Origin of the sequence: Maribacter algarum (ex Zhang et al. 2020), from assembly GCF_005885635.1 — a bacterium.
GTDB lineage: Bacteria > Bacteroidota > Bacteroidia > Flavobacteriales > Flavobacteriaceae > Maribacter_C > Maribacter_C algarum.
Genome location: NZ_VATY01000005.1, coordinates 220018 through 236135, shown reverse-complemented (window position 1 = coordinate 236135; position 16118 = coordinate 220018). Strand labels below are relative to the sequence as shown.

Below are 16118 nucleotides of genomic sequence, written 5' to 3'. Positions count from 1 at the left end.
TGTTCCAATGCTAAAAAGATTACTCTTGGTGATGCTATGTTTTAGTACCACCATCCAAGCACAAGACTACTTTTTCAAAAAATTCCAACCTTTTAATGATAATGTACCTAGTCCGGAAGAATTTCTTGGCTATGGAATCGGGGAGCATCATACCCGTCACGACCTGATTGTTGCCTATTTAACCAAATTGGCTGAAACCTCAGAGAGGGCTTCCATATACCAATACGGAAAAACTCATGAAGGACGGAAGTTAGTTATCCTAACAATTACGAGTCCTGAAAACTTATCCAACTTAGATAATTTAAAGCAGCAACATCTTGCTTTTGCAGATCCAGCGAAGAATGTAACCAATTACGGTGAGGTTCCTATTTTCATTAATTTGGCGTATAACGTGCACGGTAATGAACCATCAAGCTCAGAGGCTGCCTTATTGACGGCATATACTTTCGCAGCGTCGAACAATCCCGAGGTATTAAAATATATTAATAATGCAGTAATAATGATTGACCCAACCATCAATCCTGATGGTCGTGACCGCCATACACAGTGGGCCAATTCTTACCAAGGAACACCAAATGTGACAGACCCGCAAGATGCTGAACACAATGAATATTGGCCCGGTGGAAGAACCAATCACTACTGGTTCGATTTGAATCGAGATTGGTTATTGGCTATAAACCCAGAGAGCCGTGGTAAGTTAAAATGGTTTCATGAATGGTTGCCTAATGTAGTGACCGATTTCCATGAAATGGGAAGCCAGGCAAGCTACTTCTTCGAACCGATGAAGACGAATGCCTCCTATGACCCTATAATGCCAAAGGAGAATTATGTAGACCTCAACAATATGTTCGGAGCAGAATTTGCAAAGGCATTGGACAGTATCGGTTCCTTTTACTTTACTAAGGAAGTATTTGATGGTACCTATCCAGGCTATGGCTCCTCCTACCCCGATTTACATGGAGCTCTGGCCCTATTATTTGAGCAAGCCAGTTCGAGGGGGCATGAGCAAAAAACGGCTTTTGGAAAAATCACCTTTCCCTTTACCATCCGAAATCAATATACTTCAAGTATTACAACGGTTAAAACGGCAGTGGCAAACAAAGCCTATATGCGAAAGTACCAGCAAGATTTCTTTAAAAGTGCACTCACCAACGCTGCTAAGAAGAAAGTCCGTGGATATTCTTTTGGAGATGATTACGACCAAAACCGAACCAAGGCATTCATCGATAAACTTTTAGTCCATGACATTGATGTGTACAAATCAGGAAATCGCTATGTAGTTCCTACCAAACAACCACAATATAGAATGGTACAAACCATGTTTGAAACCTATTCAAAATATCGTGACAGTGTTTATTACGATGCTTCCGCTTGGTCGGTGGCAAACTTCTATAATATGAAGTACAGACCTGTAACAAGCCTTAAGATGGAAGAAAAAATAGAAAGCACAAACAATCTTGTAAACGTTTCCGCGGTTCAAAAATCTGAATATGCCTATGTAATTGATTGGGATGATTATAGTGCCCCGGCAGTGCTCAATTACTTACAGCAAAAAGGATTGGTGATTTCATCTGCCTTTAAACCTTTTACCGTAAAAGTAGGCAGCCAATCAAAATCATTTAATTATGGTTCGCTCGTTGTACCGGTGTCGCTCCAAAAGAAAAACGCCCAAGAAGTCTATGATTTAGTTCAAAAAGCGCAGGAAAAATACCAAGTACCCTTATACGCTGTCAATTCCGGATATAGCCTAAAGGGAGTTGATTTAGGGAGCAGATATATTCAGCCCGTTAAAAAGGTAAAAGCTGCGATGCTCATAGGAGATGGAACTCGTTCATACGAGGCTGGTGAAGTTTGGCATTTATTGGATACCCGTATGAACATGCCCATTAGCAAAATACCCTTGCGCAACTTCAATCGCACCAATTTTGACAAATACACTACCCTAGTCATGGTATCTGGGCGATACAACTTGACTAAAAAGCAGCAAGAAAAAATCAAAGCCTGGGTTAGCAAGGGAAATACTTTGATTACCATTGGGACAGCTTCGAAATGGGCGATTGACAAAAAATTAGTCAAGGAGAAATTGACGAATAAAGAAAAAGATTCCTTGAAAAAAGATTCGACCAAAGTTGTCGATAGAAAACCCTATGTCGACGCTGGTGAAAACTTAGGAAAAGAAAGTGTTGGGGGAGTTATTCTAAGAGCGGATTTAGATACGACACATCCTTTGGGTTTTGGGTATCGTGACAGTTCGATTCCTGTCTATAAAAACAATACGGTTTGGTTAGCGCCCAGCAAAAACGAATATGCAACGGTAGCTAAATATTCCAAAAATCCACATATCGATGGATTCTTAACGAAAAAGAACATGGAAGAATATCTCAAGCCCTCTGCATCACTAATAGTGAGTAAAGTGGGCGGCGGAAGAGTAGTTCTGTTTGCCGACAACCCAAATTTTAGGGGAAGTTGGTATGGAACGAATCGCCTTTTCTTAAACGCTTTGTTTTTAGGGGATAAAATTAATATTCCATCTAGGGATTAGTCGAATGAAAGAAAAAATAATCGCGGCTTATGAAGAGTTGGCGGATAGTTATGATGCGCTCATTGAACATAAGCCTCATAATGCCTATTACGACCGTCCGAATACACTGAAATTGATTGGCGATGCCAATGGAAAGAATATTTTAGATGCTGCTTGTGGGCCTGGTAAATACGCTGAGATATTATTGAAACAAGGAGCAACCGTTACCGGATTCGATAATAGCCCAAGAATGGTAGAATTGGCAAAAACAAGAAACAAAAACGATGGAGAGTTCTTCGTTCATGATTTGTCCGCACCACTGGAAATGCTAAAAAATGAATCTTTTGACACCGTAGTTTGTGCTCTTGCCATGCACTATTTGGAAGATTGGAATACAAGCATGCAAGAATTCTGTAGAGTTTTAAAGCCGAAAGGCACTTTAGTGATTTCTGTAGAACATCCCTTTTTCGAGTATCTCTATTTCAAATCAAAAAAGTATTTTGAAGTTGAGGCAGTAAAAGCTACTTGGGGTGGGTTTGGAAAGCGAATCAAAATGCATAGCTATAGAAGACCTTTGATCGAATGCATCAAACCCATTACCAATAATGGTTTCTATATCGACAAGCTTATTGAACCTAAACCAGTACCAGAATTTGAAAAATACGACCAAAGACACTATAAGGAACTAAATACCTTCCCAGCGTTTATGCACATACGAGGCATTAAAAAATAACAATCTAAATACCTATCCGTCAAATAATCTAAAGGAATATGAAAACAAAAACCATTTTATTCACACTAGCCCTTCTTTTTAGTGGCATTTCTCAGGCCATCTCCCAATCCGCACAAGGTGACGGACCGCATTCACAATTGATTATTCGTGGTGTGATGTTAGTAAATGGTAATGGAGCGCCTCCACAAGGTCCCATCGATATTGTAGTCGAAAAAAATATTATTAAAAAGATTCAGGTTGTCGGCTATGATGGAGTGCCCATTGATGAGTCTAAAAGACCAAAACTAAAGGCTGGAGGCAAGGAGCTCGATTGTAATGGTATGTATTTGATGCCGGGTTTTGTAGATATGCATGGGCATATTGGTGGTAACGCACAAGGTGCCGAACCAGACTATGTTTTTAAACTTTGGATGGGTCATGGTGTAACTACCGTCCGTGAACCCAGTGGTCGCGGTGTTGATTTTACGATGGACTTAAAACGAAAAAGTGCGAAAAACGAAATCGTTGCTCCTAGAATTATGGCCTATACAGGCTTCGGACAAACTAGTAAAACCTTCAATCCTTTAAATGACATTCCTATTTCTACGGCAGAACAAGCTAGGGAATGGGTACGCGCCAATGCAAAAAAAGGAGCGGACGGTATCAAATTCTTCGGAGCAGAACCTGAAATCATGGCTGCAGCTTTAGATGAGAACAAAAAACTAGGATTAGGTTCAGCCTGCCACCACGCACAACTCAGTGTGGCCAGATGGAACGTTTTGCATTCCGCCAGAGCGGGATTAACTTCTATGGAACACTGGTACGGATTACCAGAGGCCCTTTTCGATGATAGAACCGTGCAAGATTATCCTTTGGATTACAACTACCAAAACGAACAACACCGTTTTGAAAATGCTGGAAAGCTTTGGGCGCAGGCGGCAAAACCCTACTCCGAACATTGGGAAAACGTGATGACCGAGTTGCTAGAACTAGACTTCACCCTTGACCCAACCTTCAACATCTATGAAGCAAGTCGAGATTTACAGCGAGCACGTCGCGCGGAATGGCACGAGGAATACACTCTGCCCTCTCTGTGGGATTTCTATCAACCCAGTAAAATTTCCCATGGAAGTTATTGGCATGATTGGGGCACTGAACAAGAAGTAGCCTGGAGACAAAACTTTCAACTTTGGATGACTTTTATCAATGAATATAAAAACAGAGGGGGGCGAGTTACGGCTGGTTCTGATTCCGGATTCATATTTCAGCTCTACGGTTTCGCCTTTATTCGTGAATTGGAATTGCTGCGTGAAGCAGGCTTTCACCCCTTGGAGGTTATTCGTTCAGCGACATTAAACGGAGCGGAAGCTCTCGGCATGGATGACAAGATAGGTTCGGTATCCATTGGAAAAATGGCAGATTTTGTAGTGGTTGATGCGAATCCACTGGCAAACTTAAAAGTACTATATGGAACAGGGGCAATAAAACTAACAGAAGACAACGAAGTTATTCGTGAAGGCGGTGTAAAGTATACCATAAAAGATGGTATCATCTATGACTCAAAAGCTTTGTTAAAAGAGGTGAAAGATATGGTTGCTGCTGAAAAGGCAAAGACTGGATATAAGATTTTGCAGCCTGGGATTAAGGAATAGCAAAATTTTATTTTGCAAGTAATACTAAAAATGGAATAAGCATACCTGAGTACGTTTAGCCAATTGTTGTACGCAATTTCAGAAAAACTATTAACCAGAAAATATACAAGGCAAAAGAATGGGAATGATTTGTGAATTATATCGAGTATCGGACAACCGAATCGATGATTTAATGAAACTAAATCAGGACGAAGCCATTGAATATCTGGACGAGAATTACGGAAGTATTAACGGAAAATATCACGTGGAAAATGATACGGTATTTCCAATGGACAAGTGTTGGGCAATTGCAAAGTATATTCTAAAACAAGCGGACACTACAGATACAAAAATCTTAAACTCATTAGATAATCTTTTTGTTAAGTCTAAAGAAGTAAAACCTATAAATCAGTTATTTCAAGAAATAATAAATAATGGTTTGAAAAAGCATTATGACCGAAAAAAAATGACAGAACATTACGTATATAGGGCGGAGATGGACTATGATTGGGAATACATCTTTGTTCACATAAAAACGTATCAGAAGGCATTTGAAAAGGCATCTGAAATGGACGATGGAATTGCAATAAATTGGGGGTAAAAAACTGCGTACAACAAAACCTATAAACAATACGGGCTTCTGGCTTAATCGCATGGTTTGCATATTTTTATGAAGTCCGCAAAATCTTTTGGATTTTGCTCTGGACAGGAAAAAATAAATCAAAACAAAAAGATTTCGCTATGTGCGTGGCGCAAAGCAAACGCTAGTTTGCCCCCCTACTGTTCATAGCTCAACCGTTGTGCTTCATTATGACTAACAAATAACCAATGATAAAATTCTTTAGAAAAATTAGACAAAACTTACTTTCAGAAGGCAAAACTGGAAAGTATCTGAAATATGCGATTGGAGAAATAGTTCTTGTCGTTGTTGGTATTTTAATTGCATTAAGTCTTAATAATTGGAACCAGAATGTAACCTACAAAAATGAATTAAAACAAACTGTTAAAGAAATACGTAGTGACCTCAATAAAGACATTCTTTCTCTTAGAGAGGAAATCAAATTCTCAGAAGCATTTATTAATAACCTTGATAATTTACTTACCAATGGCAACATAATGCCTGTTGACTCATTATTGAATAATATTTCACGAGTTCATAGAGTTAGCTCTCTTACTACTATAAATTTTGGATATAACAAATTAAATAAACACCCAAAATCCGAACTGCTACCTGATGGTTTAACTAATAATCTGACTACTTATTATTCTACATACTCTGTTGAGTCAAACAATCAGTTTTATGAAGGGCTTTCATTTTACAGTCTAAATTTACTTCGCGATTATCTTATTAAACACGGATTTCCATTAGAAATGACAGAATTAGAAAGACCTAAAGACATATCACATTTAAACTATATTATCAACGATATTGAATTTATCGGAATTTTAAGAAATACTAAGCATAATTGGTCTGCTCAACGTAGAATAGTAATTGAAGCTCTTAAACAGGCTGAAAGTAATCTTGAAATAATTAATAATTACCTTTCAAGTATTAATTGATTTTAGAATTTGAATAGACCAAAAAGGAATATGAACGAAAAATAACTAAAGCACAACAATGGCTATAATTAATACGGGTTTTGGGCTATAAAGCTAAGGTCTGTGTATTTTTAGAAAGTCTGCCAAATCTTTTGGATTTGGCTTTAAAAAAGAAAAAATAAAAACAAACAAAAAGATTCGGCTAATTGCTTAAACGGAAACAAAAGTGCCCTTTAGTCCCGTACTAATCATAGCCGAGACGTCGTGGTGCATTTAAAAAATATATTGCACACATTAAGTAAATAATATCCAATTAATAAAAATACCTTGCAACAATCATTATAAAAACCAACGGTTGAGCAAAAATTTAAACGAAATCGCACATCAAATAGCTCAAAACTACTGTGATTTGACAGGGGATATATTAGTAGATTGGAGTACTAAGTATACTGTTTCCAAATATAAAAGAGGAACACACTTAATTAATCTAGGACAACGACAGCACAAATTATTTTTTGTCTTAGAAGGTTCACTAAAAGCTTATTACTTAAAAGATGGTAAACGAATCATGGACTGGTTTGCCTTCAAAAATGAATTTATTACGTCTAGTACTAGTTATTTTACAGATGAACCCAGTCTTCATGATATTGAAACTATGGAAGACTGTATTCTATTGGAAACTAATAAAGAAGATGTTGAAATATTGTGTAATACGCATCATGATTTTGAACATCTATTTAGGATTGTATTGTCAAAGGTAATTGTACAGTATAGACATCGAATGTTTTCCCTTCAGTTTAAAACCGTTAAGCAACGTTACCAAAGCTTAATTAAACAGTACCCAAAAATAGAGTTAATAGTACCTTTGGGAGATATTGCTTCTTTTTTAGGAATCACACAAGAAACACTGAGCAGAATTAGAGCCTCAAAAGAATAATTTGACCTAGGTCAAAAGAAAGTACTGTATGAAAAAGTAGTTTTGTCACTACCTTTTAATACAAATACAGTATGAGAATTATTAAAAAAATTACAAGCGGAATATTAATTATAATAATCGGTCTACTACATACACAATTTGCCTTTTCTCCCGATGGTTTTCAAAAACAGATGCTTCAGTTCTCAAAATCATATTTCTTTATAGTCAGTGATGGTATGGAAGAATTACCTGCGGCTGTAGGTCATACGAATTTCGAAAATTTTGCTGCATTTTGGTTTTTATATTTCGGTATTTTCCTCATTCCCTTGGGCCTATTGGTACATTCTATTGAAAAACAGAAACAGGTTTTGCCGCATTATTTTACTGTGGGTTATATTGTAATTGTGCTACTTGGTTGTTATATGGTGCCAAATTCAGGTATTACCATTTTTATGTTGCCCCACGCAGTCTATATGTTAATTACAAATAGTATTAAAGCTAAAAAGAGGAGTACAACGAAAGTTGCATAGTACCTCCATCGCAAGAGAAGTACGTAAAGAAAATAATAATTTTAGCAGTCGCAAAGCGAGGAAAATCCGCTTAAAACATGATAAAAAGAAAAAAGCACCAAACCTCCCCTCAGGGAATCGTTCGATGCTTAACTAATTAATATTGGTATTGATAGGTGACAAAATTCTTAAGCCACACCGCTAGGAAACGGCTTAAGAGGGGGACTTTGTATTATTAAGACCGAAACTGTCTTCTATCATTCTGAACCCTTACTTTAATAGGCTCTAATTTTTTCGTTTGTTTTTTAACTCTTAAAAGCATTGTCGTAAGAACTACTGCAGGAATTAAAGATGCTAATACAATCATGGTATATATTTATTTGGGGTTAAGTCTTATGCCGTTTTGGCTCTGTTTCTTTTCGTTTTAAAAGCTAATGCCTTTTTTATTCTTGAGTTTTTGAATTTGTATAAGCGAGCAACTTCAGTTTCAGTTGCTGTCTTAACTTCATTAAGCTCGGCAGCAACAATAGTGCTACTATCCAAAAGATCGCCCATTTTAGAAAATTCAACTTGTACATAACTTTCGATTTGAGGGTTTAATACTTTATCGTGGTCGTTCGTATTTGCTAAAGCAGATACTGCAGATGTAAGGATAAAAAGAAGAGTAATTAAAGACTTCATAAGTAGGTATTTATAATCATTTGGGTTACACCAAAATAACGACAGCTTGAAGCCTCATCTCGATTTCAATCGCTGAAAAGCCTTATTTTTCGGTACTTGACAAAAATTAGGATAAAGTGTAGAAAATGCTCGATAAGTGAATTCGATGGTGAAAACACCTTAACGATTGAAGTGGTTTTTTATCGGTACTTTTTTAGTTGATTTTAAGACCAAAGGCATTAGAAATTGTACTTTTAATATATGCGAAAAGCTGAATTCATGCCTCCCGAAAGGTTAAGACCCTATGTAAATACCATAATGGTCATGGAAACTAATGCTATGAATTCCCATACCAACATTCCTCTTTACGCAGACGGCTATCCAGGAATTATGTATTACACTTCTGAAAATGGCTGTTATCTGCTTCCGCGAAACAAAAAGTTATCTGAGCTTTTTTTATATGGGCAAACGCTTGAACCTGTTTCCTTAGATATAAAAGGTCCATTTAAATTTGTGGTACTTCAACTTTATCCTTTTGCATCTAAATATCTGCTAGGGGTAAACCCCAGAGAATTGAATGATGATTGTTATGACCTGTTTCAACTAGAACAAATTAATGTAAATGCTTATGTCAAAAAGTTAAGAGCTACTGAAGTTTTAGAAGAATGGGTAGGCATTCTTTCAGAATTGACCGAAGAACTAATAAGCTATCACCAAGTGCCAAAAGACGATCAAATACAGGAAGCCATTGCTTTGATATTAGCAGAGCGTGGACAACTCTCTATAAAAGTAATCCGTGATAAGGTCTTCTTGGCCGAACGTACATTCGAACGAAAGTTCAATGCCCAAGTGGGGCTTACTCCCAAACAGTTTGCTAAAATCATTCAGTTCAAATGCTCACTAATGCAATTGACCAATGAGAACTATAAGCAATTGCTAGACATTAGTTTTGAGAGTGGTTTCTCCGACCAATCGCATTTCATACGTAGTTTTAAAAAATATACTGGTAAAACGCCATCTGAATTCCTACAGGAAACCGCTCACTAACTCATTTTGTCGGTTTTGTTCTATTGGGGCTCTTTGTTCCGCGCTAGTTTTGTGTCAGTATTAATCATCAAAAAATCAAAAAACATGAAAGTAGTAGTATTTGGTGCCACAGGCACTATCGGAAAACATCTTATTTTTCAATCTCTAGAGCAAGGGCATAAAGTCACAGCATTTTGTAGAAACGAATCAAAACTAGAAGATTTTCAGAGTCCCAATTTGAAAATCGCGAATGGTGATGTATTCAATCCCTTGGATGTAACAAGTGCGGTTCAAGGGCAGGATGTCGTCATCATAGCATTAGGGTCAGGAAGGAGCAGAAAAAGTGTTGTACGCTCGGAAGGTACAAAGCACATTATCGCAGCTATGAAAGCTAATGGCGTACAACGTCTAATATGTCAAAGCACATTAGGCACCTATGAAAGCAACGAGAACCTAAATTTTTTCTGGAAATACATTATGTTCGGTTGGTATCTCAAACAAATCTTTCAAGATCATGAACTTCAGGAAAAGTATGTTCAAGAAAGCGGGTTGACTTGGACAATCGTTAGACCTGGAGCATTTACTGACGGCGAGAAAACTGGAAATTACATACATGGATTTAGTCCTAAGGACAAATCGCTAAAACTAAAGATATCTAGAGCTGATGTTGCTGACTTTATTCTAAAGCAATTGAATAGCCTTAACTATTTACATAAAACTCCTGGTCTATCGTATTAATCCGAAATCATGAAAGCACAATCTATAATTCTAATTCTTGCGACCCTATCAACCGGAGTCATGGCAGGTCTCTTTTTTACTTGGTCGAATACGGTCACTAGCGGTATTGGTAGGTTGAGTGATGTTGAATATCTTAGGTCTTTTCAGGCAATGAACCGAACCATTTTGAATCCTGCGTTTTTCCTTGCAATATTCGGTGCGGCAGTATTGCTGCCATTATCGTCTTTTTTGCATTTGAGGTTGAAACCCCAAAATCTATTTTGGATGCTTTTAATCGCCTCATTGTTATATCTAATTGGTGTAATCATAGTGACCTTTGTAGGGAACATTCCTTTGAATACTATTTTGGATAAGACCCAATTAAACGACATCTCATTAGAAGACGCTAAAACACTACGTGAGAGTTTCGAAAACAAATGGAATTTACTAAATTGGATACGTACCTATAGTGCTCTAGCTGCTTTTATTTTACTCATTATCTGCAGTATAACATCAAAAATATAATCTTATGAAAGGAATTTATAATGTGTTTAAACCAGAGGGATTTCAAACTGTAAATTCCTATTTGTTTGTTTCGGACCCCCAGAAAGAAATCGACTTTTTGAAAAAAGCGTTCTGGGCCGAGGAAATCAATCGCTCCATTGCTCCAAATGGAGATGTTGGTAATTGTATTTTGAAAATTGGTAATAGCTGTTTCATGATAAGTCAGGCCCGTGGAGAATTTGAAAACATGCGTACCGCGCTCTATCTTTATGTTAATGATGTAGACACCGTTTATAAAAATGCCTTAGAAAATGGTGCTATAGAAAGTTTTCCTCCTGCCAATATGGACTATGAAGATCGTCAAGGGGGTGTAATTGACCCCGAAGGGAATTATTGGTGGATTTCAAAGCGATTGGTTGAAAAAGGATATCATGAGTGAAATCGATTCAAAAAAATTCTCCTGCGCTAAAGGAATTGATAAAATGAAAAACCCCTGACAACATCTGACATTTTGCTAAATATCTTTGTATTAAGTTTAACCTTTAAATTAAAATACAATGACAAATGCAATCAGCTGGTTTGAAATTCCAGTAAAAAATTTCGAAAGAGCTAAATCATTCTACACGAACGTATTAAACACCAAAATTACAGATGCGCCAATGGCGGAAATGAAATATGGCATGTTCGCATATGATGAAGACAACAATGGAGTTGGTGGAGGTATTGTTGAAATGGAAGGCTATACACCCTCAAAAGATGGTGTTGTTGTTTATCTTAATGGAGGAGATGACCTTAGTGTTCCCTTAGCCCGTGTGGTGACAGCAGGGGGTTCTGTAGTAATGCCAAAGACCGATATTGGGGAAAACGGATTCATGGCACAAATAGTAGATACCGAAGGAAACAAAATAGCCTTACATTCTTGGAACTAGTACCTTAAAATTCTTAAGATGGCGAATCGGTTGACGGTTCGCTATCTTTGTTTCTAATGACACAGTTATCCCGCCTTATATCAATATTAACACTGCTAAAATCCAAACGGGTTTTGACCGCAACCGAATTGTCAGATAAGTTCGAGGTCAGCATCCGTACGATTTATAGGGATATCCAAAAACTAATTGAAGCTGGTGTTCCAGTTGTAACTTTAGAAGGAAGAGGATATACATTAATGGATGGTTATACGGTAGCGCCCGTGCAATTCACGGAAAAAGAAGCTAATGCCTTAATCACGGCACAACACTTGGTCAGCAAATCAAATGATTCTTCATTCGTTCTTGATTTTGAGGAAGCACTTACTAAAATCAAATCTGTTTTTCGTTCCTCTGTTCTGGAGAAAAGCGAAATGCTTAACAAGAAAATACATGTGTTTGGAAGACGTTCCGAAAACATTAGTAGTAATGCACTCTCTGAAATACAATTGGCAGCTACAAACTTCAATTACATTGAAATCAATTACCGAAAACTAGATAACTCAGAGCCTTCTTTTAGAAAAGTTGAGCCTTACATGCTCTTGTATTCTGACAACAAATGGATTTTAATGGCCTGGTGCCACTTACGTAAAGACTATCGAGCTTTTAGAGTAGACCGAATTCTTCACTTTAAAATCTTACCAGAAAAATTCGAAGACCGCGAATTTGACCCAAAAGCGTATTATCGTGCAAATCCTTACACCCATAGGAAGGATAGTTAAAAGTGGGTTAACAGCAACAAAAACAGTCGCTTTACGTTATAAATAGGTTAAATTCAACCTATGCAGTATCTCATACTAGTACTTTCATTTTTATTCTCTTTAGGAGCATATGCCCAACAATCGTCATTTAAATCTTGGCAAAAAGAAGCGAAAAAAGACATTCGAATGCTTCCTGAGTATGGTAATACTGAAAAAACCAAATCGGAAATTGCAGCAGACACAAGATTTGTGAACTCTATTCTTGAAAATGGAAAATCGAACTCCGAGGGTGCACATGAAATGATTCATATCGGTTTTGACTATTTGTACAAAGGAGATTTAAAAACTGCCATGTATCGCTTTAATCAAGCCTATTTACTGAATCCGAAAAACTCTGGAATCTATTGGGGGTATGGATCCGTCTACATGGCTTTAGGAGCCTATGATGAAGCAAGAAACGAATATACGCATGGGCTAAAACTCGACCCTGAAAGCGCACCAATTTTAACCGATTATGCCACTACCTATTTGGGGGAATATTACGATAATGTTCGTTCAAATTACAAAAGCGCTCAAAGAAGCTTAAAAATGGCAAAAGAGAAGCTTCTAGCTTCCTATGCAATTGATTCCGAGTATATTCACACGACCTATAAATTGTCTATAGCGTACTTGAATAGTCAAGATTGCGCAAATGCCAAAAAGTATTTAAAAGCAACAAGAGCACTTGGCGGACAACCCATTACGAAGGAATACCTAAGTGATTTCAATCTCCAATGCGGAGATTGTTCAGATGTCAAGACAGGAAGTTTTCAAATAGAAAGCCGTCAAAATGGAGTTACCAAAATAGTCCGTAGTCAAGGATATCAGATTGAAGAAAACGAAGCTTTAGGATATAAATTAAAACTTAAGGTAGATTGGCTCGATGAATGTACCTACACCCTAACACCAGTGGCTAATTTGGCTAATCCTGCACAAAAAGACATTCCCAAAATGGTCCTGACCTGTCAGATTTTGGAAGTTAATGAAGGTCATTACATCCAAGTATCAAGTTCTGATGATAACGATAGGCCTTTGACTTCGCAAATAGAAATTGTTCAATAAATAACCTAGGGGAAATCCCAAGGGGCATTATAAGGAAAACTAACATTGATTTCGACGCGAGCGTTGGAGCATTTTAAATCTCGATTATCGAGTAAATTTATACCGAACGATAAACCAAATGACCAAATCAAAACTCTCACCCTACCTCATAATATTTATGATAGGCTTGATTCTCTTCACCTCTTGTAAGGAAGAAAAGAATCCTCTATCAGGAAAGTTAACAACCAGTTTTTGTGATAACATTCACAGGAACTATTCCATTAGTCTCTCAAAAGAACTGGAAGACATTTCCGAATTAATGAAAACAAAAACGGGAGTTTATGTACTCGAAGATGGTGGTGGCGCCATGATTACAAGGGCTTGGCTGACTGAATATGCGGAGGAGACCATTGACATTCAGTATTTTATTTTTTCGATGGATAACGTTGGACTAATCGCCTGTGATTATCTAGTTCGAGCTGCTGACAGAGGAGTAAAAATAAGATTGCTTGTGGATGATATTATGGTGGATGCAGATATACAAGATATACTAACACTTGATTCCCATGAGAATATTACAATTAAGGTCTACAATCCGGGAGTAAATCTTGGCAAAAACATTTTCGAAAAGCTCGGCAAACTGGCTACCGATTTTCGTTCATTCAATCAACGAATGCATAACAAAACTTTTGTAGTTGATGGAAAAGTAGTAATAACGGGCGGCAGAAATATCGCAGATGAATATTTCGACTACGACCATGAATACAATTTTAGAGATCGAGATGTTTTACTTTTAGGAAAAGAAACCAAGAAAGTAAATGCCTCTTTTCATAAATTCTGGAATAGCGACCTAAGTGTTGCTGTAACCGAGTTGACAGATGAACTTCCGGATAACGTTACCGATGAAAATCGATTTGATAAATTGCATGAGTATGCCTGCAATCCAGAAAATTTTTGGCCGCAGGTTCGTGAGAAGATTAAAAATTTACCGGCCGCTTTCCCTGCAATCAAGGATTCTGGGTCTCTAGTTTGGGTAGATGATGTGGAATTTACTTCTGATGAGCCGGGCAAAAATGATGGCAATAGCGGATTAGGAGGTGGTGGAATTTCAACTAGCAAATTAATCCGTTTGGTGAAGAATGCGAAAACATCCATTGAAATTCAAAGTCCATATTTAATTACTTCAGAGTTGAGCCGTGAGTTATTTAAAGAGGCAACTGATCGTGGCGTAAAGATTCGTATCCTTACCAATAGCTTGGCTTCAACAGATAATCTTGAAGCTTTTAGCGGGTACCAGAAAGACCGAAAAGCATTATTGGAAACCGGAGTCCGTATTTTTGAATTCAGACCAGACGCAGCTGAGCGCAAGCGAATCATGACGGGGGAATTACAGGCCTCCATTGACTATCAGCCTATATTTGGACTACACTCCAAAAGCATGGTGGTCGACGGTAAGATAACAGTTATTGGAACCTTTAATTTAGACCCGAGAAGTGCCAATTTAAATACGGAATGTTTGGCGGTTATCCAATCAGAACAGGTATCTCAAAATGTTTTAAAAGGAATCGAAGAAGAATTTAAACCCGAAAATGCTTGGGAAACTACAGTTGAATTCAATCCCGATTCGGAAGTGAGCAATATCAAACGTGTCAAAACCTGGACACGTAAAATTCTACCCAAAGATATTTTGTAGGACTCTTTAACATAGCAATTCCATTTTAATCTTTATTTTACAGTACACAACACATGTAAAAATGAAGACCATGGGCAACTACGCCGAAACTGCAATGCTAATTCGAAAACCAATTTCCAAGGTTTTTGATGCCTTTATACATCCTGAAATCACAACAAAATTCTGGTTTACTAAAAGTTCTGGAAAATTGGAAGTAGGAAAAACAATTGACTGGACTTGGGAAATGTTCGATCATACGGCTTCCATTCATGTGATTTCAATAACTCCGAATGAAAATATTAAAATTCAATGGGGTGAAGATAAAGATGCAATAGCAGAATGGAATTTTAAATCAATGGGACCTGACAAAACCTTTGTCACAATAACCAACACAGGTCTTAAGGGAACAACCGATGAAATCATGGCACAGATTCGCGATGCCACTGGTGGTTTTACATGGGTTCTTGCTGGTGCCAAAGCGTACATGGAACACAACCTAGAATTAAATCTTATCGCGGACCGCTATCCTAAGGAAGAATAACTAATATGTCAGAATTAAAACTTGAATTTTTAGATCACGTAGCGATTAACGTAGCGGACGTTGAAGCTTCCGCAGATTGGTACAAAAAAGTGCTAGGTCTTAAAAAATATAAACTAGAGAGGTGGGGGGAATATCCAGTTTTCATGCTTTCAGGAAAAACGGGGCTGGCCATATTTCCTGCAGATTTAAATTTAGAAAAGACGCAAGTAAACAGAAAAAGTATACGAATTGATCATTTCGCTTTTAATGTGACCAATGCAAATTTTAAGACCGCCCAAAAAAAATATGATGCCCTGGGACTAGACTACACGATTCAAGATCATTTTTATTTCCATTCCATTTATACCAAAGACTTAGACGGTCATATCGTTGAGCTTACCACCTTGATGGTTGATGAAGAATCATTTTACCAACAATAGCGTCC

The 16118-nt window shown here is 37.4% G+C and carries 18 protein-coding genes; 17 read left to right on the top strand and 1 reads right to left on the bottom strand.

The features are described 5' to 3' along the window. The first annotated feature begins 7 nt into the window (after positions 1–7). The 7 genes from FEE95_RS19950 to FEE95_RS19920 all read left to right on the top strand — a co-directional run bounded on the left by FEE95_RS19950 (position 8) and on the right by FEE95_RS19920 (position 7849). Positions 8–2542 carry a M14 family zinc carboxypeptidase gene (locus FEE95_RS19950; protein ID WP_138659796.1) on the top strand — a complete coding sequence of 845 codons (2535 nt, stop codon included), beginning with the start codon at positions 8–10 and terminating at the stop codon, positions 2540–2542. Between the two features lie 4 nt (positions 2543–2546). Then, positions 2547–3254 (top strand): class I SAM-dependent methyltransferase, encoded by a 708-nt coding sequence (locus FEE95_RS19945; RefSeq protein WP_138659795.1) that lies wholly within the window; start codon positions 2547–2549, stop codon positions 3252–3254. Positions 3255–3292: 38 nt separating this feature from the next. Next, positions 3293–4885, top strand: a complete 1593-nt coding sequence (locus FEE95_RS19940; protein WP_138659794.1) for an amidohydrolase family protein — start codon at positions 3293–3295, stop codon at positions 4883–4885. 124 nt (positions 4886–5009) lie between these two features. Next, positions 5010–5465, top strand: a complete 456-nt coding sequence (locus tag FEE95_RS19935) for a DUF1877 family protein (RefSeq protein WP_171037095.1) — start codon at positions 5010–5012, stop codon at positions 5463–5465. Between the two features lie 227 nt (positions 5466–5692). Continuing rightward, a complete protein-coding gene (locus FEE95_RS19930) occupies positions 5693–6424 on the top strand; it encodes a DUF6090 family protein (RefSeq protein ID WP_138659792.1) in 732 nt (243 codons plus the stop codon). Between the two features lie 334 nt (positions 6425–6758). After that, positions 6759–7340, top strand: a complete 582-nt coding sequence (locus tag FEE95_RS19925) for a Crp/Fnr family transcriptional regulator (RefSeq protein WP_171037094.1) — start codon at positions 6759–6761, stop codon at positions 7338–7340. A 71-nt stretch (positions 7341–7411) separates the two neighbouring features. After that, the gene (locus FEE95_RS19920) at positions 7412–7849 is read left to right on the top strand and encodes a DUF6463 family protein (RefSeq protein WP_138659790.1); all 438 of its coding nucleotides are present in this window, start codon (positions 7412–7414) and stop codon (positions 7847–7849) included. A gap of 372 nt (positions 7850–8221) precedes the next feature. Here the strand turns inward: FEE95_RS19920 and FEE95_RS19915 are convergent, their stop codons facing one another. Further along, positions 8222–8509: a hypothetical protein gene (locus FEE95_RS19915; protein WP_138659789.1), complete on the bottom strand. Its 288-nt coding sequence runs from the start codon at positions 8507–8509 to the stop codon at positions 8222–8224. A gap of 240 nt (positions 8510–8749) precedes the next feature. Here FEE95_RS19915 and FEE95_RS19910 point away from each other — a divergent pair, with 240 nt between their 5' ends. From FEE95_RS19910 to FEE95_RS19865, 10 genes are all read left to right on the top strand, one after another. Then, positions 8750–9535, top strand: coding sequence for a helix-turn-helix domain-containing protein (locus tag FEE95_RS19910; protein WP_138659788.1), 786 nt, complete (start codon positions 8750–8752; stop codon positions 9533–9535). A gap of 84 nt (positions 9536–9619) precedes the next feature. After that, a complete protein-coding gene (locus FEE95_RS19905) occupies positions 9620–10252 on the top strand; it encodes an NAD(P)-dependent oxidoreductase (protein ID WP_138659787.1) in 633 nt (210 codons plus the stop codon). Positions 10253–10261: 9 nt separating this feature from the next. Beyond that, entirely contained in the window at positions 10262–10756 is a 495-nt protein-coding gene (locus tag FEE95_RS19900) for an anthrone oxygenase family protein (protein ID WP_138659786.1), read from the top strand. A 4-nt stretch (positions 10757–10760) separates the two neighbouring features. Beyond that, a complete protein-coding gene (locus tag FEE95_RS19895; RefSeq protein ID WP_138659785.1) occupies positions 10761–11174 on the top strand; it encodes a VOC family protein in 414 nt (137 codons plus the stop codon). 118 nt (positions 11175–11292) lie between these two features. Continuing rightward, positions 11293–11664, top strand: coding sequence for a VOC family protein (locus FEE95_RS19890; protein ID WP_138659784.1), 372 nt, complete (start codon positions 11293–11295; stop codon positions 11662–11664). Positions 11665–11720: 56 nt separating this feature from the next. After that, positions 11721–12422 (top strand): helix-turn-helix transcriptional regulator, encoded by a 702-nt coding sequence (locus FEE95_RS19885; protein ID WP_138659783.1) that lies wholly within the window; start codon positions 11721–11723, stop codon positions 12420–12422. A 60-nt stretch (positions 12423–12482) separates the two neighbouring features. Beyond that, positions 12483–13502: a tetratricopeptide repeat protein gene (locus FEE95_RS19880; RefSeq protein ID WP_138659782.1), complete on the top strand. Its 1020-nt coding sequence runs from the start codon at positions 12483–12485 to the stop codon at positions 13500–13502. A gap of 118 nt (positions 13503–13620) precedes the next feature. Beyond that, on the top strand, positions 13621–15174 hold the full coding sequence (locus tag FEE95_RS19875) for a phospholipase D family protein (protein ID WP_212748462.1): 1554 nt from the start codon (positions 13621–13623) through the stop codon (positions 15172–15174). A gap of 70 nt (positions 15175–15244) precedes the next feature. Next, complete coding sequence (locus tag FEE95_RS19870; protein ID WP_317129269.1) at positions 15245–15694, top strand: SRPBCC family protein; 450 nt, start codon at positions 15245–15247, stop codon at positions 15692–15694. Between the two features lie 5 nt (positions 15695–15699). Next, entirely contained in the window at positions 15700–16113 is a 414-nt protein-coding gene (locus tag FEE95_RS19865) for a VOC family protein (protein ID WP_138659780.1), read from the top strand. The last annotated feature ends 5 nt before the right edge of the window (positions 16114–16118 follow it).